We start from the raw sequence: 17,850 nt of genomic DNA, 5'->3' as shown, positions 1-17,850 counted from the left end.
TGTTCCGTGCGGGAGTCCATCTTGCGGGTGCGGGCGCGGGCCGGGCTACTCGGCCGGGTCCGCGTCCCCCTGGTGAGGGGCTGCCGGACTTCGGGAGGAGGGCTGGTGCCGGCCCCGGACGCCCGCCGCGTCAGGGCAGTTCCGCCGCCCGCCGCCGCTCGAACAGCGGCGCCAGCAGGTCGCCGAAGTCCTGCACCCGCGGCCCGACGTCGTCCGGCCGGAAGACGAGCTGCTCCGCCCGCCCGCAGCCGGCCACCTCGTCCCACGTCACCGGAGTGGAGACCGCCGGCACCGAGCGGGCCCGCACGGTGTAGGGGGCGGCCGTGGTCTTGCGGGCGGCGTTCTGGCTCCAGTCCACGAAGACCTTGCCCGGCCGCAGGCTGCGCGTCATCCGGTGCACCACGAGCCGCGGAAGCGCCCGCTCCGCCTCCACCGCCAGGGCCTTCGCGTACTCCGACACCCGCTCCGACGACGACCCCCGCACCCCCGCCAGCAGATGCAGCCCCTTGGCCCCGGACGTCTTGGCGTACGCCTCGATGCCGTCCGCCGCCAGCCGCTCGCGGAGCCACAGGGCGACCTCGCAGCAGTCCACGACGGTCGCGGGCGCCCCCGGGTCCAGGTCGAGGACCAGCCGGTCGGCCTCGGCGGGATCGTCCGCGGTCCACTGGTGCGTGTGGAACTCGGTCACCAGGTTCGCCGCCCACATCAGGCTCGGCAGGTCCTGCACCAGCACCATCCGCGCCGGCCCCTCCGACCGGGGCACCTCGGCCGTGGTGACCCAGTCGGGCGTACCCGGCGGCACGTTCTTGGTGAAGAACACCTGGCCGTCCGGACCGTCCGGGTAGCGCAGGAAGGAGACGGGACGGTCCCGCAGGTGCGGCAGCAGCACCTCGGCGGTCGTCGCGTAGTAGTGCAGCAGCTCGCCCTTGGTGAGGCCGGCCGCCGGATACAGCACCTTGTCCAGGTTGCTGAGGGCGAGCCGTCGCCCCTCCACCTCAGTGATAGGCGCCATACCATGAGAATCTCACGAAACATGGACAAACCGCCCGACAGGAAGGGTGCGGCACGTGCGATCCATCTGGAACGGCGCCATCTCCTTCGGCCTGGTCAGCATCCCGATCAAGCTGATGAACGCGACCGAGAGCCACTCGGTCTCCTTCCGCCAGATCCACACGGAGGACGGCGGCCGGATCCGCTACCGGAAGGTCTGCGAGCTGGAGGACCGCGAGGTCACCCAGGACGAGATCGGCAAGGCCTACGAGGACGCCGACGGCTCGATGATCCCGATCACCGACGACGACCTGACCCAGCTGCCGATCCCGACCGCGCGGACGATCGAGATCGTGGCCTTCGTGCCGGAGGAGCGCATCGACCCGCTCCAGATGGGCTCGGCGTACTACCTCGCGGCGAGCGGCGCCCCCGCCGCCAAGCCGTACACGCTGCTGCGCGAGGCGCTCAAGCGCAGCAACCGGGTCGCCATCGCCAAGTTCGCGCTGCGGGGCCGCGAGCGCCTCGGCATGCTCCGGGTCGTGGGCGACGCCATCGCGATGCACGGCCTCCTGTGGCCGGACGAGGTACGCGCCCCCGAGGGCGTGGCCCCCGACGCCGGCGTCACCGTCCGCGACCAGGAACTGGATCTCGCGGACGCGCTGATGGACACGCTCGGCGAGATCGACCTGGACGACCTGCACGACGAGTACCGCGAGGCGCTCGAGGAGGTCATCGCCGCGAAGGCCGCCGGCGAGACACCGCGGGAGTCGCCCGAACCGGCGGCGCCGGGCAAGGTGCTGGACCTGATGGCCGCGCTGGAGAGCAGTGTGCGGGCGGCGCGCGAGTCCCGGGGCGGCGAGGGGGCCGGAGCGGCCGAGGAGGGCGAGGTCAGGTCGTTGCCGCGGCGGGCGGCCTCCTCCCGGCGGGCCCCCAAGGAGACCGGCGGCAAGAAGTCCACGTCGGCGGCGGCGAAGAAGCCGGCCGCGAAGAAGGCGGAGGCCAAGAAGTCCACGGCCTCCAGCACCGGGAAACCCGGCGCGAGGTCGGGCCGGGCCGCCAAGAAGACGGCGGAGGCGGGCACCGCCGAGAAGGCGACGGGCAAGGGCGCGGCGACCCGGAGCACGGCCTCCAAGAGCACCGCCAAGAAGGCGGCGCCCCGCAAGCGCAGCGCCTGACCCTCCGCCGGCCGGGCGGCGCCCCGGCACCCCCGTGCGCCGTCAGCCGTCAGCCGTCGGCGGTCAGGTGGGTGGGGGACGCGTGGGGGAGCGCGGTGGGGACGGGCACGTAGACCGCGGTGCTCGCCGGTCCCGTCGCCGTCGGCGCGGCGGCCGTGGAGGGCACCGGGCTCTCCGGGCGCCGCCCGATCGTCTCGGCGGGCCCGCCGCCCGGAGTGCCGCCGCCGGCGGAGAGCTGCGACCACGCGGTCAGGGCGAGGGCCAGTGCGGCGGCCGTGCCGACCACCCGGCCGGTCCGCCGGAGCCGGGCCCGGGTGTCCAGCTCACGCCAGGCAGGACGGGCGCCCGGCTCCTCCGGGTGCCACGGCTCACCGACCCCGGCGGGGGCGGGGCCGGCCCACGGCCCGGCGTCCGGGCCGCCGTCCGGCATCCGCTCCCGCGCGGAGGGCTCCCTCGGGGCCGAGGCGCGGATGGCGCGCTCGTCGTCCTGGAGGAACCTGCGCCACACGTCCTCGGGCACGGGCGGCACGCCGTCCGGCTCGTCCGGTGCGGCGCCGCTGTCGGACCCGTGAGCGGTCATGGTCCCGTCCCCCTCTCCTCGTCCGGTCCACTTTTGCACAGGGAGAGACGGCCGGGCGGGGGCCACCGTTCCCTCGGGACCGAACCGCGCCGACCCGACCCGACCCGGACCGACCCGGACCGACCCGACCCGGACCGAACCGGACGGAGCCGACCCGGACGGAGCCGAGCCGACCCGGACGACGGTCAGGGCGCCGCCGGTGACGGCGTCGGCGTCGGGGCGGCCGTCTCCACGTCCAGGTCGGGCCGCGGCTTCAGCACCAGCACCCGCTCACCGGGCTGCGGCGGGGGCGGGGTGACCCGCTCCCGCGGCAGCTTCGCCGGGCCGGTCTGCTGGAAGGTGACCTCGTCGTACTCGACGAGCCCGGTCTTCTCCAGCACCGTGATGTGGTCCAGCACCGTGTCGTTGGCCAGGTCGGCCAGTTGCCGCACCAGCGTGTTCTTGGTCGTCGCCCGGATCTTGGCGATCGCCGGGAAGATCTGACCGTGCGTCACCCGCATGATGTTGACCGCCGACGAGTCGAACTCCCCGCCGCTCTTGGCGTCCACCGTCGACACGAACTGCTCCTGCTGCGGGGAGGCCCGGTTGGGCAGGGTGATGCCCAACTCCGGCGAGATCTCGCGGCACATCGCGTCCAGACCGGCGTGGCCGACGACCAGGTGCTCACCGGCCGTCTTCATCGCCTCGGTCGTCCCGCGCTCCATCACGATCTCGCCCAGCGGGTACTCCCACAGCCCCGCCGCCCGCACCTTGACCACGAAGTCGCGGTCGGCCTCCGTGAGCGGCCCGAACTTCGTACTGGCGATGACCCGGTCCTGATTTCCGTCGGCCTTCTCCAGACCGAGCATGGCCGGGAAGGCCAGCGCGGTGAGGGTCAGGGTCATCGCGCCGATCAGGACGACGACTCCGATCCTGCCGCGGGACAGGCGCATGATGCCTCCAGGGGCGACGCGAGGGACTCGCACGGATACACGTACGCCAGGAGGTACGGAAACGGCGGGCGGATCTTTCACCACCCGCGCACAAATCTCGGGCGCCCGCTCAGCCGATGTCGGCGCCGTACACCCGCTCGACCGCGAGGGTGAGGAGCACGCGGCGGTCGGACACCATCGTCGACCGGTACTCGTCCCAGTCCGGGTGCTCCCCGGCGGCGGCACGGTAGTACTCCACCAGCGCCTCCACCTCCGGCCCGTGCGGGTCGGTGCCCGGCCCGGTGAGGGTCACCACCCCCTCGGCGGTGGCCCAGGACCGCCCGTCCGGGGCGGTCACCTCCAGGGCGGCCCGCGGGTCGCGGCGCAGGTTCGCCGTCTTGGCCAGCCCCTCGCGGGTCGAGACGCGGATCACGCCGGCCCGCGGATCGTAGGCCGGCATCACGGGGGAGAGCTGCGGGCGGCCGTCGGACTTGATCGTCGCGAGCACGCCGAGCCGGCTCTCGGCGAGCAGGGCGTGAGGGTCGAAACGCGGTGTGGTGGTCATGCGCCGATCATCACCCGCCGCCGGGCCGGCTGTCCCGCGAACCGGCCCGGACACCGCTCGGCACCGCGTGCGCACGGCCGCGCCCCGGGGCCGTCCGGCGGAAGCCGGGCGACCCCGGGGCGGGGTACGGGAGGTGACGGTCCGTCAGCCGACGGCCGGCCGCTCCCAGCGGTAGAAGCAGCGCGCCATCGCGTCCTGCGGACCGCGCCAGGTCGCCGGGTCGTACGCCGAGACGTACGGCTCCAGCCGCTCGCTGACCTGGCGGAACTCGGGGTGCCCGGTCAGTCGGCCGATGGTCGGGGCCGGGTCCTCGTCGCTCTCGATGAGGTGCAGGTACACGCCGTCACCGAACTCGAAGAGGCTGCGCCGGTTGACCCCCACCAGGTGGGGCAGCTCGCCGCCGTCGGACTCGGCGAACACCTTCGCGATGTCCGGTGCCGCGCCGGGTGCCATCCGGGCGACGATCAGGGTGTGGTGCATGGGGAGGGATCCTCCGTCGGTGTGGTCGGTCTACGCGGCCGGTGTCTCAGTCGGCGAGCACCGAGGCGGTCCGCCGCTCACCCGCCGCCTGCTCGATCCGGTCCCGGATCAGGGCCATCTGCGTACGGGAGTTGCGGTTGATGTTGTCCGTCATCCAGGCGTCGTCCACGGGCGCGTCCGGCTTCATGGCGAAGTCCTGGACCCAGCGCATCCGGGTGCCCTCGGCGGTCTCGGTGTACTCCCAGACGATGTCCATGTACTGGAAGGGACCGGTCTCGACCCGGTGGGCGCGGACGGTACGGGTCGTGGGGTCGGCGACGCGCTCGGAGACCCAGCTCCACACCTTGCCGTCGGCGTCCGGGTGCATAGTGAGCCGGAAGGTGACGCGGTCGCCGTCGCGCTCCAGCACGTCCACGGAGGCGTACTCGCTGAACAGCCGGGGCCAGTTGTCGATGTCGTTGGTCATGTTCCAGACCAGCTCCATCGGCGCGGCGATGGTGATGTCGTTCTCGGTGTGGCCTGCCATGTCACACTCCCGTCTTCAGGGCGCCGTTGATCAGCGCGAGGAAATCCGCGGGCGTCTTGCAGCGCTCGGCCTGCTCCGGCAGACCCAGCCCGTACCGCTTCTCCAGCTCGGCCACGATGCCCAGCAGGCCGAGGGAGTCCAGACCGAAGGTGTCGAAACCGGCGTCGGCCTGCTGCTGGAGGGTGACGGGGTCGACGTGCACGCCGGCGGTGCGCTTCATCAGCGCCGACAGCTCTTCGACGGTCACCTGGTAGTCCACTTGGTCGGTCATGCGAGGTGCTCCTTCACTCGGTCGGCGCTCGCCCGCAGGCGGCGCCCGCTCGGGGTTCGCGTTGGTCTTGCCGGTCCTCACCGGTCATGGGCCCCGGCCGCGGTCACCGTGCACGGGGCGTCCGGCCCCGGCCGCCGGGCCCCGCGGCCGCCCGGCCGTCGGTCACCGGTCCGTGGACGGCACGTCGCCCTGTCGCAGGACGAGCGCCGCGTTCGACCCCATGAGTCCGCGGCTGAGGATCAGGGCCGTGCGAGGCTCGGCGGGGCGGGCCCGGCCGGTCACCACGTCCAGGTCGTGACAGACGTCGAGGACGTGCGGGGTGGGCGGGATCAGCCCGTGTTCCATGGCGAGCACCGCGGTCGCCACGTCCAGCACCGGTGCCGCGCAGTACGCCCGCCCGGTCCCGGTCTTGGGTGCCGTGACCGGCACGCGCCGCGCGTGCGGGCCCAGCGCGTCGGCCAGGGCCTGGGCCTCGGCCCGGTCGGCCTCCGGGACGCCGAGGGCGTCCGCGAACACCACGTCGACCTCCTCGGGCCGGCAGCCGGCCTCGGCCAGCGCCCCCTCGATCGCCCGCGCCAGCCCTTCCCGGGACTCCTCCCAGCGGGAGGCGCCGGTGAAGGTGGCCGCGTGTCCGGCCACCGTCGCCCGTACCTCCGCGCCGCGCTCGTGGGCCGCCGCCGCCCCCTCCACCACGAGCACGGCACCGCCCTCCGCCGGCGCGAAGCCGCAGGCCGCACTCGTGAAGGGGCGGTAGGCGCGGTCCGGTTCGGTGGCCCGGCTCAGTTCGGGGTAGCCCAGCTGGCACACGATCGAGTACGGAGCCAGCGGTGCCTCCGTGGCGCCGCAGATCACCGTGTCGGTGCCACCCCGCACGGCCAGGGCCGCGTGGGCCAGGGCGTCCAGGCCGCCCGCCTCGTCGGCGGCCACCACACCGCAGGGCCCCTTGAAGTCGTTGCGGATGGAGACCTGTCCGGTGCTGGCCGCGTAGAACCAGGCGATCGACTGGTACGGGCCGACGTACCGCGACCCCTGGCCCCACAGGTTCTGGAGCTCCCGCTGGCCGAACTCGCCGCCGCCCGAACCCGCGGCGGTGACCACCCCGACCGAGTACGGCGACTCGATGTCGGCCCGCCCGAACCGCGCGTCGTCCAGCGCCAGTTGTGCGGCGGAGAGGGCGAAGTGGGTGAAGCGGTCGGTCTGGACGAGATAGCGCTCCTCGACCGTCTCGGCCGCGTCGAAGCCCCGTACCTCGCCCGCCACCCGCAGCGGCAGGTGGTCGCAGCCCTCCCGGGTGACGGGCCCCAGGCTGCTGGCGCCGTCCGCGGTCGCCTTCCAGAAGGCCTCGACCCCGACACCGTGCGGGGACACCACGCCCAGCCCGGTGAGGACGGCACGCCTGCTGTCCGCGTCGTCGCGGCGCCTGGTCCCTCGTGGTCCGCTCATCGCAGCCCTCCTTCGCAGCCGCTGAGCACGACCGCGGACTGGAAGCCACCGAAGCCACTGCCGACCGACAGCACGTTCCGCAGCGTTCGCTCCCGTGCCTCGCGCGGCACGTAGTCCAGGTCGCACTCGGGGTCGGGGGTCGTGTAGTTGGCCGTGGGCGGCACCACCTGGTGGTGCATCGCCAGCACGCACGCGGCCAGTTCGATCGAGCCGATCGCGCCGAGCGAGTGGCCGACCATGGACTTGATCGAGCTCATCGGCGTCGCGTAGGCGTGCTCACCCAGCGAGCGCTTGACGGCGGCGGTCTCGTGCCGGTCGTTCTGCTGGGTGCCGGAGCCGTGGGCGTTGACGTAGTCGATGGCGGAGCCGTCCAGCTCGGCCATGTCCAGCGCCGTGTCGATGGCCCGCGCCATCTCCAGGCCCTCCTTGGTGAGCCCGGTCATGTGGTAGGCGTTGCCGAAGGTCGCGTAGCCCGAGACCTCGCAGTACACGTGCGCCCCGCGGGCCCGGGCGTGCTCCAGGTCCTCCAGGACGAGCACGGCCGCGCCCTCGCCCATGACGAAGCCGTTGCGGTCGGCGTCGAAGGGCCGGGAGGCGTGCGCGGGATCGTCGTTGTTCGGCGAGGTCGCCTTGATGGCGTCGAAGCAGGCCATGGTGATCGGCGATATGGGCGAGTCCGCAGCGCCCGCCAGGCACACGTCGACCCGTCCCTCGGCGACGGCGTGGTAGGCGTACCCCACCGCGTCCAGGCCGGACGTGCAGCCGGTGGAGACGGTCTGCACCGGCCCGCGCACGCCGAACTCCTCGGCCACGGCCGACGACAGCGTCGCCGGGGTGAAGGCCCGCTCCAGGGCCGGCCCGGCCTGGCGCTCGTCCACGTCCCAGCGGGAGCCGCGCTCGCTGACCAGGACGTAGTCGTGCTCCAGCCGGGTCGTGCCGCCGACCGCCGTACCCAGCGTGGCGCCGGCCCGCCAGGGGTCCTCACGCGCCATGTCGAGGTGCGCGTCCCGCACCGCCTCGGCGGCGGCGACCAGCGCGAACTGCACGTACCGGTCGCTCCGCTGGACGGTGGCGATGTCCAGCCCGTGCTCGGAGGGTTCGAAGTCGCACTCGGCGGCGATCTGCGACCGCAGACCCGCCGGGTCGAAGAGGGAGATGCGGCGCGTCGCCGTACGGCCTTCGGAGAGCGTGCCCCAGAACTGGGGCACGCCGATCCCGCCCGGGGCGACGACGCCTATGCCCGTGACGGCGACCCGACGGCGGTTCACGACACCGCCTCGGCGGCGGTGGCGGGACGCTCGTTCCCGGCGCACCCCGCGTGGCCCTCGTGCTGGAGCGGGTTGCCCGCCGCGTCCTCGGTGTCCACGTGGCCGAGCTCCGGCCGCGGGGCCAGCGGCCCCAGGTGGAAGACGAGGCGCGCCTCGACAGCGCCCACGTTGCGGAAGCGGTGCCGCACGTCCTGCGGGATCAGCACGCCCTGCCCGGTGGCCAGGGTGTGCGCCACCCCGTCCAGGTCCACCTCCAGCGCGCCCTCCGTGACGTACACGAACTCCTCGGAGTACGGGTGGTAGTGCTCGGCGATGCGGTCGCCCGGCTGCACGATGGCCACGCCCATGAAGCCGCTGGTGGCCCCGGCGGTGGTGGGCGTGAGAAGGGCGCGGAGGTCTCCGCCGCGGCGGCGGTTCGGGGCGATGTCGCCGAGGGAGACGATGCGTACCTGCTGGTCTGTCATGTCGTTCACTCCGGGGGGACGGGAAGCGGGGGTGGGTCGGTCGGATCCGCGCGGACCGGCGGGCGCGCCGTCGAGCCCGGTCCGCCCGCGCGGTCGGTGCGCGGGGCGCGTGGATCGGGGAGGGGTCAGGGGGCGGGTGAGCGCCGGTCGGTCACGGGCGTCATCCGGGCCCGCGCCAGCAGCTGGGCGAGGGTGCGCTCCTCCGTGAGGAGCCCGTCCACGCCGGCCGCGGCGGTGTCCAGCAGCCGCTCGGCCACGGCGACCCCGGCGGCCTGCGAGCCGTCGGCGGCGTCCGCGGAGCCGTGCAGGCCGAGGACGAAGGCGGGCGCCCGCTCCGGGTCGCCCTCCACGTCGACGAGCCGCATGACGAGGTCGTCGCGGTGGAAGACGGTGGCCGAGCGGACCGGATTGCCCGGGGTGTGCAGGGTCGCCGCGTCCTGGCGGGCCAGCAGCCGTGCCAGTTCGGGACCGGCGCCGGGACGGGCCGGGTACAGGAGCGCCACCCGCCGGAAACCGGCACCGTCCGTGTCGACGGACGACGCGTGGTGGACGGCCGGCATCGCGGCCCGCGTGAAGAACCGCCGGGCGTCCCGGGGGTCGCGCAGGTCCCGCTCCTGCTCCAGGTACGGGTTGAGGGCCTCCTCGACGGCCCGCACCGCGGGCTGCCGGGCGACGTGGCGCAGCGCGTGCTGCAGATCGCCCTGCACCTCCACCGCGCGCACCACCCGGTTGCCGTGCAGGAAGACCGAGGTGCGCAGCAGTCGGCCGGACTCGTCGACGCGCGCGTCCGGAGCCGCGTAACCGGCCAGCAGTCGCGCGACCTCGTCCTCGCTCCCGGAACGCACGGTGAAGGTCAGGGCGTGCCGCACGACGTTGTTCCCGATCCGGGCGGCGGCGTTCAGCGGTTCACCGGCCGCGACGGACGCGGACCGCTCGCCCGAGGTCTCCCGCAGCACGCTGTAGCGCAGGGAGTGGGTGTCGCGCACGTAGTCCTGGAGGGGCTCGACGGTGTCCAGGTGGTCCTCGCTGTTGACCCAGGCCAGGAACGGCTCCGCGCTCTCCCACTCGCTGGTGAGCAGCCACTTGGTCGGGTTGTCGACGGCCTGGCACAGCTGGTCGCTGACATGGCCCTGGACGGCGGCGACCCGGTCGCAGATGCCGTCGTAGGCGTTCAGGAACTCCTGTTGCTTGCCGTCGTGGATGTCCAGCATCAGGACGACCCGCACGCGTGATCCGTCGAACGCGGATACCGACACGCCGCCCGCGTCCGCGGCCACGGCGGGCGAGGCCGCCGCGGCGTCTGTGGTCAGGGCATCTGCCGACACGGTATCCGTCGCTACGACGGGATAGACCGTCATCCGGCCCACCTCTCCTCCGGGAACTTCCTCGTGGACTGGGGGCGATCGTCGCGGCGTGCGCCATGGCTCCGGCGTGGTGCGGCGGTCGCAGTAAGCACGATCGTGAGCCGTGCCCGCGGGGACCGCGAACCAGGAGGGTTAAGCGGGTGAAGCATGCGTCGCCGCGGGCCTCACCGGGCCGCAGGGGGCATGCATGGAAGTCCCCGGCGCGATCGGTCGCCGGGCGAGTCGCGCGACGACGGTCCGACGCAGCGGCGCGCACGTCCCCCGCCCACGCCTCGGGCGGGACGGCACGCGGCACGGCCGAGGACCCCGTCCGCCACGACGCGGGACGACGTCCGTCACGGCACGGGACGCGTCCGTCACGAAGAAGGGCGACGTCCGTCACCGCGGCGGGCGCGCGTCCGTCACAACGGAGGACGAACGAGATGAACGAGAGAGCCGACCGGTCCGGTGGAGCCGCCCCCGCGGTCCACCGGGTCCCGGTCCTGATCGTCGGCGGGTCCCTGGTGGGCCTGTCGACCTCGGTGTTCCTGGGGAGGCTGGGCATCCGGCACACCCTGGTGGAACGCCACGCCGGCACCTCGATCCACCCCCGCGGGCGCGGCAACAACGTCCGCACGATGGAGATCTTCCGCGTCTCCGGCACCGAGCCGGACATCCGGAAGGCCGCCGCCACCCTCGCCGACAACCACGGCATCTTCCAGACGCCGACCCTCGTCGGCGACGCGGGGGAGTGGCTCTTCAAGGAGATGGACGCGGGAGGCGGCCTGGCCCGCTTCAGCCCCAGCTCCTGGTGCCTGTGCTCCCAGAACGACCTCGAACCCGAACTCCTCACCCACGCCACGAACCTCGGCGGCGACCTGCGCTTCGGCACCGAGCTGCTGTCCTTCGACGCGGACGCCGACGGGGTCACCGCCGTCGTCAAGAGCCGGGAGACCGGCGAGCACACCACCATCCGCGCCGACTACCTGGTGGCCGCCGACGGCCCCCGCAGCCCGGTCCGCGAGCAACTCGGCATCGGCCAGAGCGGCCCCGGCGACCTCTTCCACAACGTCAGCATCACCTTCCGCTCCCGCCGCCTGGCCGACGTCGTGGGCGACCGCCGCTTCATCGTCTGCTACCTGACGAGCGAGGACGCCGACGGCGCCCTCCTGCCCGTGGACAACAAGGAGAACTGGGTCTTCCACGCCCCCTGGCACCCCGAACAGGGCGAGACCGTCGAGGACTTCACCGACGAGCGCTGCGCCGCCCACATCCGCCGCGCCATCGGCGCCGAGGACCTCGACGTCGAGATCACCGGCAAGGCCCCCTGGCACGCCGCCCAGCGCGTCGCCCGCAGCTACCGCTCGGGCCGCGTCCTCCTCGCCGGCGACTCCGCCCACGAGATGTCCCCCACCGGCGCATTCGGCTCCAACACCGGTATCCAGGACGCCCACAACCTCGCCTGGAAGCTCGCCGCGGTCCTGGAGGGCTGGGCGGGAGAAGGCCTCCTGGACACCTACGACGCGGAGCGCCGCCCGGTCGCGGAGGCCACCAGCGCCCGCGCCGCCGGCCGCTCGGTCGAACACAGCCACCCGGGCTTCGCGCCACCTCCGGGCATGGGGGGCGGCGGCCCCGGCGGCCCCGGGGCTCCGGGGGGCGCCCCGGCGGGCGGCCCGGGCGGCCCCGGCGGTCCCGGCGGTCCCGGTGGGGCTCCGGGCGGTCCCGGCGGCCCGGCCGGCGGCCCCGGTGGTCCTGCCGGCGCTCCGGGTGGCCCCGGCGGGGGCTTCGGCGGCCCCGGCGGCGCCCCGGGCGGCCCCGGTGGTCCCGGCGGCGCCCCCGGTGGTCCCGGCGGCAGCCCCCAGCGCGGCATCCTCAACGTCGCCCTCGGCTACCGCTACCCCCAGGGCGCGGTGGTCGGCGCGGACCCCGCGACCCCCGTGGTCCCGGAGGGGCTCGACCTCACCGGAGCCCCCGGCAGCAGGGCTCCCCACCTCTGGCTCCACCGGGCCGGCGACGGCGCCCGCGTCACCACCCTCGACCTGTACGAGGACTCCCTGGTCCTGCTCAGCGACGCGGCCCAGCCCACCGGCTGGCACGAGGCGGCGACCCGGCTGGCCTCCGAGCTGCGGGTGCCGCTGAAGTCGTACCGCGTGGGCGGCACCCAGGAGGCCGACCTGAGCCCGGACGCCGAGGACACCGACTGGGCACGGGCCCACGGCGTCACCCGCGGCGGCGCGGTCCTGGTCCGCCCCGACGGCTTCGTGGCGTGGCGCTCCCCGGGCCCGGCCCCGGACCCGGAGTCGATGCTCCGCCAGGTCGTGAGAACGGTGCTGTCGCTCGCCTGACCTGACCGGCGACCGCCTCCCACCCCAACCGTGGACCACTCCCCGCTTACCTGCTAGCGTCTCGCTCGACGGGTAAGTGGGGAGTGCTCCCCATTATGGCGTCCGGGAACGACCGGAGGGGCGGACATGGCGGACACGGCGCTGGTGCTGGGCGGAGGCGGCCTGACGGCGTACGCGTGGCAGGTCGGCGTACTGGCGGGACTGGCCGAGGCCGGGCTGGACCTGGGTGACGCCGACGTCCTGGCCGGCACGTCGGCCGGCTCCCTGCTCGCCCTCGACCTGGCCAAGGGATCGGCCCCGGCCGACCTCTACAAGGAGCAGGTCGAGCGCGAAAGGCCCATGATGGACGTGGACTTCACCCTCACCATGACCGCCAGGTACCTGTGGGCGGCCCTCGGCTCGCGCGACCCCCGAGGGGTGGTCAGGCGCCTGGGCCGACTCGCGCTCTCGGTCCGCGACGTCCCGGAGTCCGCGGTCCTCGCCGCCATCGCCCCGCACCTGCCGGTCGACGACTGGCCGGAGCGCACCGTACGGCTCTTCGCGGTCGACGCCCTCACCGGCGCACCCACCGCCTTCACCGCCGAGTCCGGCGTCGACCTGCTGCGCGCCATGTCGGCCACCTGCGCGCTGCCGCCCCTGTTCCCGCCGATCACGATCGGCGAGGGCCGCTGGATGGACGGCGGCGTCCGCTCCACCACCAACGCCGACCTGGTCGACGACTGCGCCCGGGTCGTCGTCCTCGCCCCCGTCCCCAAGGCCGCCGGAGCGACCCCGAGCGCGGCGGCGCAGGTCGCCTCCCTCGCCGCGAAGGGCACCCGAGCCACCCTCCTCACCCCCGACCGCCCGTCCCGCCGCGCCTTCGGCCACAACCCCCTGAACGCCTCCCGCATCCCGGGCGCAGCCCGAGAGGGCCGCCGCCAGGGCAGGGAACAGGCCGACCGCATCCGCGGGGTGTGGCAGGGCTGACAGGAACCCTCTCCAGCGAAGCCGGGCCACTCGGAACGACAACGGACCCGACCGGCCGGAGAAGCGGAGCCGAGCCGACCGACCCGCGCCGGCTCCCACTCCTATAGTCAACCGTCACCACGACCGGCCCTCCGCAGGATCAGTTCGGCCGCCAACCGGCCACCGATCGCGCTCAGCGTGACCGTCAGCGCGAACGACATCGAGTCGCCCCAGGACTTTCCCCGCACCCAGTACCAGAACAGGGCCGCAAGTCCGGCCACGACCACTGCGTAGGCCGGCAGCGCCAGCCCGCGCACCTCCCGACGCCGACGCCACGAAGGCGCAGCCTCGTCGCGTGACCCCTGACGACCCGTCATCCTGTTCGCCTACCCCACGAGGCGACTGCGCACGTCCACCGGATCCGCGTCATCTCCGCCCTGCGCACACTGCAGCCCGCACGCCGCCGACGAGCGATTCGGCCAGGACCCGGACCGTGCATTCTGACACCGGACCGTGGTCAGGAGCCGTGGGTTGCCGGTCCGCCTTCGCGGTCGTACCAGTCCGGAAGTTCTCGAGTGGTTCCCACCTCAAGGCGCATCAGCGCCCGTATGTTCCCCTGGAGCGGGATGATCGAATCCAGGAGGCCGATGACCTCGCTGAGCCTCGTACGACGAGCGGGCGACTCCGGCTCGCCGGCGACTCTCATCAGGTGCCTGTAGGCGGTCGTGAGCCGGTCGTTCACTCGGCTCTCCAGCTCAAGCACCGCATCGCTCGCCACCAGCTGGGCTTCCGCGCGTGTGTCTCGTTGCTCCCGCCGCGCGTGGCCGACTTCCGCCGCCTCGGCTTCGGCGGACCCCGTCCTGAGTGCGTAGGCGTACGCCAACATCGCGTCTCTGTAGTGACGATCACGAGCGTGCAGCTGAACGTAGCAGTTCCGGAGCCCATCGATTCTGCGCTGCTCGGCATCAACCCGCTGTTCTGCGAGGCGGGCCCCCCTCTCTCCCTCCAGTCTCCGTAACTCCGCCCGGTGCGCCAGCACTTGAGTGACCACTGCGGAAGCCAGCGTGCCGCCCACACCCACGATGGCGACGACTACAGAGATCATCGCTCCGGACATCCCTACCCCCTTCGTTCTCGCACGGGTCCCGCCGACGACGAGACGGTAACGAAGCTCGTACGGCTCATCACACCGGCACGAAGGCGGCCGTCGCTCAGCCTCTGGGTCGGCTCCGTCACGTACCTCGACACGCCCGGTGTCGCGGCCAAGGACGACGACCATGACGCCACGCACGCCCGGGCCGCCTGTGACGACGCCGACGCGGTCATATGGAACTACGCCGACACCTTGCGCGACGAGGAGTCCACCGAACTCGTGCGGCTGCTCCGCTCCGGGAAACCGCTGCTCATCGTCGTCAACGTGAAGAGCCGGGTCGTCGAACCGCACCGCCTGAGACGCTTCGCCGACGACCCGGCCAGGGAGTTCGAGCAGGTCGCGGGGCACACCGCCCGGATCGAACAGGTCTGCCGTGCCGCCGGAGCCGCTCCGCCCGCGGTTCTTCCCGTCCACTCGGGGGCCGCACACGAAGCGCTGTCCACGCCGGACCGTGAGCTGGGCGACCGGGCCCTCCGGGCCAGCCGGCTGCCCGAGCTGGAGCAGTCCCTCACCCGGCTGCTGGCCGAGCGGGCGCTTCCCCTGCGCGCCGTCCGGCTGGCCGACGGGGTCCGGGCGCCGGTCGCCGCCGTTCACGACCGGCTCGCCCGTGAACTCCGGGGGATCGATCTCGCGCTCGACGCGCTCGAACGCAAGACGGAAGACGACCGGACCGCGGTTCTCAGAACCCTCCGGACGGCGGGTCGGGACACACGCGACCGGCTCGAAGCCGCGCGGCACCGAGCCGAGGAGCGGTTGCCGGACGTGGTCGCGGGGTTGGGCGGCGCTGACGCCGCGCGCACGTGGAGCGACTTCCTCACCGGCCTGGAAGTGGACGAACTCCTCTCCGGTCTGCCCGACGCGTGCGAAAGGGAGGCGCTGAACCGGGGGCTCCTTCTGAGCACGGCGGCGGAGGTCCCAGATCACACGGGCACGGCGCGACCGCGGGTACGGCCGCGTCCCGACCTGAAGACGCAGACCGCGACTCTCGGTACGGGGGCTGCCAAGGGGGCGGCGACGGCCCTCCTGAAGTCCGTGGTCGCCAAGGGAGTTCCCAAGGCTGCCCTCCCCCCTCCCGCGACGGCGGCGGTCCACGCGGCGGGTGCCCTGGCCGGGGCGGCGAAGGCGGTGAGCGGCGAGATCCTCCGGATACGGCGGGCACAGGACCAGTGGGCGGACGCGACCGCGACCGAGGCCGCGGTCCGCCTCGACGCGCTGTTCGATGAGCTGGCGGCGTGGTCGGATCGGTTCACCGAGGCGGTCACGCAACAGACCGAGGCCCGGTTCGAAGCGTGGTCCGCGGACATCGCCGCCGCCCGGGAAAGGTGCGAACGGCTCGCCCGACTGCGGCCGGTCCTGCGGTCGGCCCTCGACGGGATCGACCTCGCCCTGGCACGACGGCTCCTCGCCCTCGCGGGCGGTGACCCGGCGGCTGTCCGCCGGGCAAGCCGGACACCCGGGGCCGAACTCCGGCTGTGGACCGACGCCTCCCGCACCGACGACGTACGGGCGCGCCTGCGCGACCGCTGCGTGGATGTACTCACCGAGCGGATCGAGATCCGTCCGGACCCCAGGGACGGGAAGGGCGAGGTGCAACATGGCAACCGGGACGAGAGTGACGAGAGGGACGAGGGACCCCATGACGACTGACGCGGCACCGGTCGACGCCTCCGAAAGCGCGGACCGGCCGAGCGCGCGGGTGCTCGCGCTGAGTGCCCGGGCCGAGGCGGTACTGAACGCCCACCCGCGCACCCGCCCGCTGGCCGCGGATCTGCCCCGTGCGGACACGAGCCCGCTGCGCATCGCCTTGCTGGGCCCGTACAGCGCGGGGAAGTCGACGCTCGTGGCGGCGCTCCTCCGGCTTCCCGCGGAAGACGTCGGCACACTCGTCGACGCGGCGCCCAAGACGCACGAGGCGACGCCGTACGACTGGGACGGAGCGACCCTAGTCGACCTGCCCGGGACCCTGTCGGGGGACGACGAACACTCCGGGGCGGCCCGGCGCGGCGTACGTGGCGCGGACGCGCTCATGATCGTGACGACGAGCGAACTGCCCGGCGAGGCGGAGACCGGAGCGATCCTGCAGGTACTCGGCCCCGACGGGTTCGCGGACCGGAGTGTCGTCGTCGTCAACAAGATGAACGCGGAGAACAGCGACCGCGACGTCGTCCTCGACGAGATCCGGGCACGCCTCGGGCCCTTCGCCGACCGCGTCCCGGTCGTCCCGACCGACGCACGCGACTACGTCGACGCCGTCAACGACCCGTCCCTGCCGGCGGCCGACCGTGCGGCACTCGTCACCGAAAGCGGCATCGACGCCCTCACGGCCGAACTGAGGCGCGTCGTCGCGCCCGGCGTCGGCGGTGTCCGCCCCCGGGCCCAGGCGTTCGAACTCCTCCGTGTCCTGGCGGACGCCGAGCGCCGGTGGGAGCTGGACGGTGAGGACCTCGATGCCGCGCGCACCGCGCTGAAGGCCGCGGAAGCGGTCACTGCCGCCAAGGATCTCGTGCTGAGCGCCCTGGACAGGGAGAGCGGCGTCGTCGCCGACAGGATCACGGCGGCCGGAGGCAGAGCCGCCGCCGGAATCTCCGACAAGGACGGCACCCTCCCCGACCGCGTCGCGGAAGCCGTGCAGGACGAACTGGAGGACACGATGGGAGGCTTCGACACGAGGTTCTCCTCATCGGTGCGGACGGCGTTCGACACCCTGGTCGCCGAGTACGGAACGTCTGTGCCGGAGCCGGAACCCTGGGCGAACGACCTCGAAGTCCTCGGGACGACGCCCGTCGCGGCACCGAAGGAAGCGTCCCCGCTGGCTCAGGGGACCAAGGAGGCAGCCAAGAAGGGCGCGAAGGCGAGCGCGGCGAAGGCGGGGGAGTGGCTCGGGAAGGTCAAGGACGGCGGCCAAGGATCGGGAAGCGCGGCCGCCACCGTCGTGGACAAGCTCAGCAAACACGGGGTGGGACGGAAGCTCCTCGACGCCGGAGGCAAGGTCACCGTCGGAGCAGGGAAGTTCAAGCCGTGGGGCAAGACCAAGGCGGCCGAGAAGGTGGTGGGTGCGGCGGGCAAGGTGCAGTGGGCGCTGGCAGTCATGGGACCGCTGACGGACCTGGCGGGCATCGCCCGGGAGCAACGCGAGTGGATGGCGGTCAACAAGCGCCGGCAGGAGATCAGGGACCACTTCGCCGACCAGGCCCGCGCACAGCGGAAGGCCCTTTCGGACGCCGGCACGCGGTACGTGAGCGCGTGGATAGCCCAGGTCGAGCAGTCGCTCGACGGCCTCACGGAGCGGGGCGCGAGCATCAACGCCGAGCGCGAGGCGGCGCTCAGCACCATCGCGAACCTCCGCGACGAGGCGACACGCCTTACCGGGCCGCCCCTGTAACCGACGGAC

18 protein-coding genes are annotated in these 17,850 nt (G+C 73.5%); 5 read left to right on the top strand and 13 right to left on the bottom strand.

The window, feature by feature from the left end; all coding sequences use genetic code 11:
• Positions 1 to 130: 130 nt before the first annotated feature.
• Complete coding sequence (gene ligD, locus AC07FV_RS17590) at positions 131 to 1,012, bottom strand: non-homologous end-joining DNA ligase (protein WP_479088206.1); 882 nt, start codon at positions 1,010 to 1,012, stop codon at positions 131 to 133.
• A 55-nt stretch (positions 1,013 to 1,067) separates the two neighbouring features.
• Here ligD and ku point away from each other — a divergent pair, with 55 nt between their 5' ends.
• Positions 1,068 to 2,165, top strand: a complete 1,098-nt coding sequence (ku, locus tag AC07FV_RS17585; RefSeq protein ID WP_479088204.1) for a non-homologous end joining protein Ku — start codon at positions 1,068 to 1,070, stop codon at positions 2,163 to 2,165.
• Between the two features lie 49 nt (positions 2,166 to 2,214).
• Here the strand turns inward: ku and AC07FV_RS17580 are convergent, their stop codons facing one another.
• The 10 genes from AC07FV_RS17580 to AC07FV_RS17535 form a co-directional block, all read right to left on the bottom strand.
• On the bottom strand, positions 2,215 to 2,745 hold the full coding sequence (locus AC07FV_RS17580; protein WP_479088202.1) for a hypothetical protein: 531 nt from the start codon (positions 2,743 to 2,745) through the stop codon (positions 2,215 to 2,217).
• Positions 2,746 to 2,930: 185 nt separating this feature from the next.
• A complete protein-coding gene (locus AC07FV_RS17575) occupies positions 2,931 to 3,677 on the bottom strand; it encodes a DUF4142 domain-containing protein (protein ID WP_479088200.1) in 747 nt (248 codons plus the stop codon).
• Between the two features lie 109 nt (positions 3,678 to 3,786).
• Positions 3,787 to 4,221, bottom strand: coding sequence for a PPOX class F420-dependent oxidoreductase (locus tag AC07FV_RS17570; protein WP_361016787.1), 435 nt, complete (start codon positions 4,219 to 4,221; stop codon positions 3,787 to 3,789).
• A 144-nt stretch (positions 4,222 to 4,365) separates the two neighbouring features.
• On the bottom strand, positions 4,366 to 4,701 hold the full coding sequence (locus tag AC07FV_RS17565; RefSeq protein ID WP_479088198.1) for a TcmI family type II polyketide cyclase: 336 nt from the start codon (positions 4,699 to 4,701) through the stop codon (positions 4,366 to 4,368).
• Positions 4,702 to 4,747: 46 nt separating this feature from the next.
• On the bottom strand, positions 4,748 to 5,227 hold the full coding sequence (locus tag AC07FV_RS17560; RefSeq protein ID WP_383646444.1) for an SRPBCC family protein: 480 nt from the start codon (positions 5,225 to 5,227) through the stop codon (positions 4,748 to 4,750).
• 1 nt (position 5,228) lies between these two features.
• The gene (locus AC07FV_RS17555) at positions 5,229 to 5,498 is read right to left on the bottom strand and encodes an acyl carrier protein (protein ID WP_479088195.1); all 270 of its coding nucleotides are present in this window, start codon (positions 5,496 to 5,498) and stop codon (positions 5,229 to 5,231) included.
• A gap of 162 nt (positions 5,499 to 5,660) precedes the next feature.
• Entirely contained in the window at positions 5,661 to 6,941 is a 1,281-nt protein-coding gene (locus tag AC07FV_RS17550) for a ketosynthase chain-length factor (protein ID WP_479088193.1), read from the bottom strand.
• Positions 6,938 to 8,209 (bottom strand): beta-ketoacyl-[acyl-carrier-protein] synthase family protein, encoded by a 1,272-nt coding sequence (locus AC07FV_RS17545; protein ID WP_383646449.1) that lies wholly within the window; start codon positions 8,207 to 8,209, stop codon positions 6,938 to 6,940. Before AC07FV_RS17545 ends, AC07FV_RS17550 begins: the two co-directional genes overlap by 4 nt.
• Positions 8,206 to 8,673 (bottom strand): cupin domain-containing protein, encoded by a 468-nt coding sequence (locus tag AC07FV_RS17540; protein ID WP_479088191.1) that lies wholly within the window; start codon positions 8,671 to 8,673, stop codon positions 8,206 to 8,208. The genes AC07FV_RS17545 and AC07FV_RS17540 overlap by 4 nt, the downstream gene beginning before the upstream one ends.
• Positions 8,674 to 8,798: 125 nt before the next feature.
• The gene (locus tag AC07FV_RS17535; protein WP_479088189.1) at positions 8,799 to 10,031 is read right to left on the bottom strand and encodes a SchA/CurD-like domain-containing protein; all 1,233 of its coding nucleotides are present in this window, start codon (positions 10,029 to 10,031) and stop codon (positions 8,799 to 8,801) included.
• Positions 10,032 to 10,459: 428 nt separating this feature from the next.
• Here AC07FV_RS17535 and AC07FV_RS17530 point away from each other — a divergent pair, with 428 nt between their 5' ends.
• Both AC07FV_RS17530 and AC07FV_RS17525 read left to right on the top strand, forming a co-directional pair.
• Positions 10,460 to 12,361, top strand: coding sequence for an FAD-dependent oxidoreductase (locus AC07FV_RS17530; protein WP_479088187.1), 1,902 nt, complete (start codon positions 10,460 to 10,462; stop codon positions 12,359 to 12,361).
• A 126-nt stretch (positions 12,362 to 12,487) separates the two neighbouring features.
• Complete coding sequence (locus AC07FV_RS17525) at positions 12,488 to 13,327, top strand: patatin-like phospholipase family protein (protein ID WP_479088185.1); 840 nt, start codon at positions 12,488 to 12,490, stop codon at positions 13,325 to 13,327.
• Positions 13,328 to 13,434: 107 nt separating this feature from the next.
• Here AC07FV_RS17525 and AC07FV_RS17520 read toward each other — a convergent pair whose 3' ends face one another.
• Together AC07FV_RS17520 and AC07FV_RS17515 are read right to left on the bottom strand one after the other, a co-directional pair.
• Positions 13,435 to 13,587, bottom strand: a complete 153-nt coding sequence (locus AC07FV_RS17520; protein ID WP_479088183.1) for a hypothetical protein — start codon at positions 13,585 to 13,587, stop codon at positions 13,435 to 13,437.
• 236 nt (positions 13,588 to 13,823) lie between these two features.
• Positions 13,824 to 14,585 carry a hypothetical protein gene (locus AC07FV_RS17515; RefSeq protein ID WP_479088181.1) on the bottom strand — a complete coding sequence of 254 codons (762 nt, stop codon included), beginning with the start codon at positions 14,583 to 14,585 and terminating at the stop codon, positions 13,824 to 13,826.
• A 66-nt stretch (positions 14,586 to 14,651) separates the two neighbouring features.
• On the opposite strand from AC07FV_RS17515, the gene AC07FV_RS17510 reads away from it, so the two are divergent.
• Positions 14,652 to 16,106 carry a hypothetical protein gene (locus AC07FV_RS17510; RefSeq protein WP_479088179.1) on the top strand — a complete coding sequence of 485 codons (1,455 nt, stop codon included), beginning with the start codon at positions 14,652 to 14,654 and terminating at the stop codon, positions 16,104 to 16,106.
• Entirely contained in the window at positions 16,096 to 17,841 is a 1,746-nt protein-coding gene (locus AC07FV_RS17505) for a GTPase (RefSeq protein WP_479088177.1), read from the top strand. Before AC07FV_RS17510 ends, AC07FV_RS17505 begins: the two co-directional genes overlap by 11 nt.
• Positions 17,842 to 17,850 lie beyond the last annotated feature (9 nt).

The organism is Streptomyces sp. NPDC045956, assembly GCF_056430705.1.
This window is presented reverse-complemented; position numbering and strand designations above follow the sequence as displayed.

Bases quoted from the DNA above. Each gene is read 5' to 3' on its own strand.
- AC07FV_RS17535 (WP_479088189.1), bottom strand. From the start codon at position 10,031: ATGACGGTCTATCCCGTCGTAGCGACGGATACCGTGTCGGCAGATGCC.
- AC07FV_RS17565 (WP_479088198.1), bottom strand. From the start codon at position 4,701: ATGCACCACACCCTGATCGTCGCCCGGATGGCACCCGGCGCGGCACCG.
- ligD (WP_479088206.1), bottom strand. From the start codon at position 1,012: ATGGCGCCTATCACTGAGGTGGAGGGGCGACGGCTCGCCCTCAGCAAC.
- AC07FV_RS17575 (WP_479088200.1), bottom strand. From the start codon at position 3,677: ATGCGCCTGTCCCGCGGCAGGATCGGAGTCGTCGTCCTGATCGGCGCG.
- AC07FV_RS17550 (WP_479088193.1), bottom strand. From the start codon at position 6,941: ATGAGCGGACCACGAGGGACCAGGCGCCGCGACGACGCGGACAGCAGG.
- AC07FV_RS17540 (WP_479088191.1), bottom strand. From the start codon at position 8,673: ATGACAGACCAGCAGGTACGCATCGTCTCCCTCGGCGACATCGCCCCG.
- AC07FV_RS17555 (WP_479088195.1), bottom strand. From the start codon at position 5,498: ATGACCGACCAAGTGGACTACCAGGTGACCGTCGAAGAGCTGTCGGCG.
- AC07FV_RS17580 (WP_479088202.1), bottom strand. From the start codon at position 2,745: ATGACCGCTCACGGGTCCGACAGCGGCGCCGCACCGGACGAGCCGGAC.
- AC07FV_RS17515 (WP_479088181.1), bottom strand. From the start codon at position 14,585: ATGGTCGTCGTCCTTGGCCGCGACACCGGGCGTGTCGAGGTACGTGAC.
- AC07FV_RS17505 (WP_479088177.1), top strand. From the start codon at position 16,096: ATGACGACTGACGCGGCACCGGTCGACGCCTCCGAAAGCGCGGACCGG.
- AC07FV_RS17560 (WP_383646444.1), bottom strand. From the start codon at position 5,227: ATGGCAGGCCACACCGAGAACGACATCACCATCGCCGCGCCGATGGAG.
- AC07FV_RS17530 (WP_479088187.1), top strand. From the start codon at position 10,460: ATGAACGAGAGAGCCGACCGGTCCGGTGGAGCCGCCCCCGCGGTCCAC.
- AC07FV_RS17570 (WP_361016787.1), bottom strand. From the start codon at position 4,221: ATGACCACCACACCGCGTTTCGACCCTCACGCCCTGCTCGCCGAGAGC.
- AC07FV_RS17525 (WP_479088185.1), top strand. From the start codon at position 12,488: ATGGCGGACACGGCGCTGGTGCTGGGCGGAGGCGGCCTGACGGCGTAC.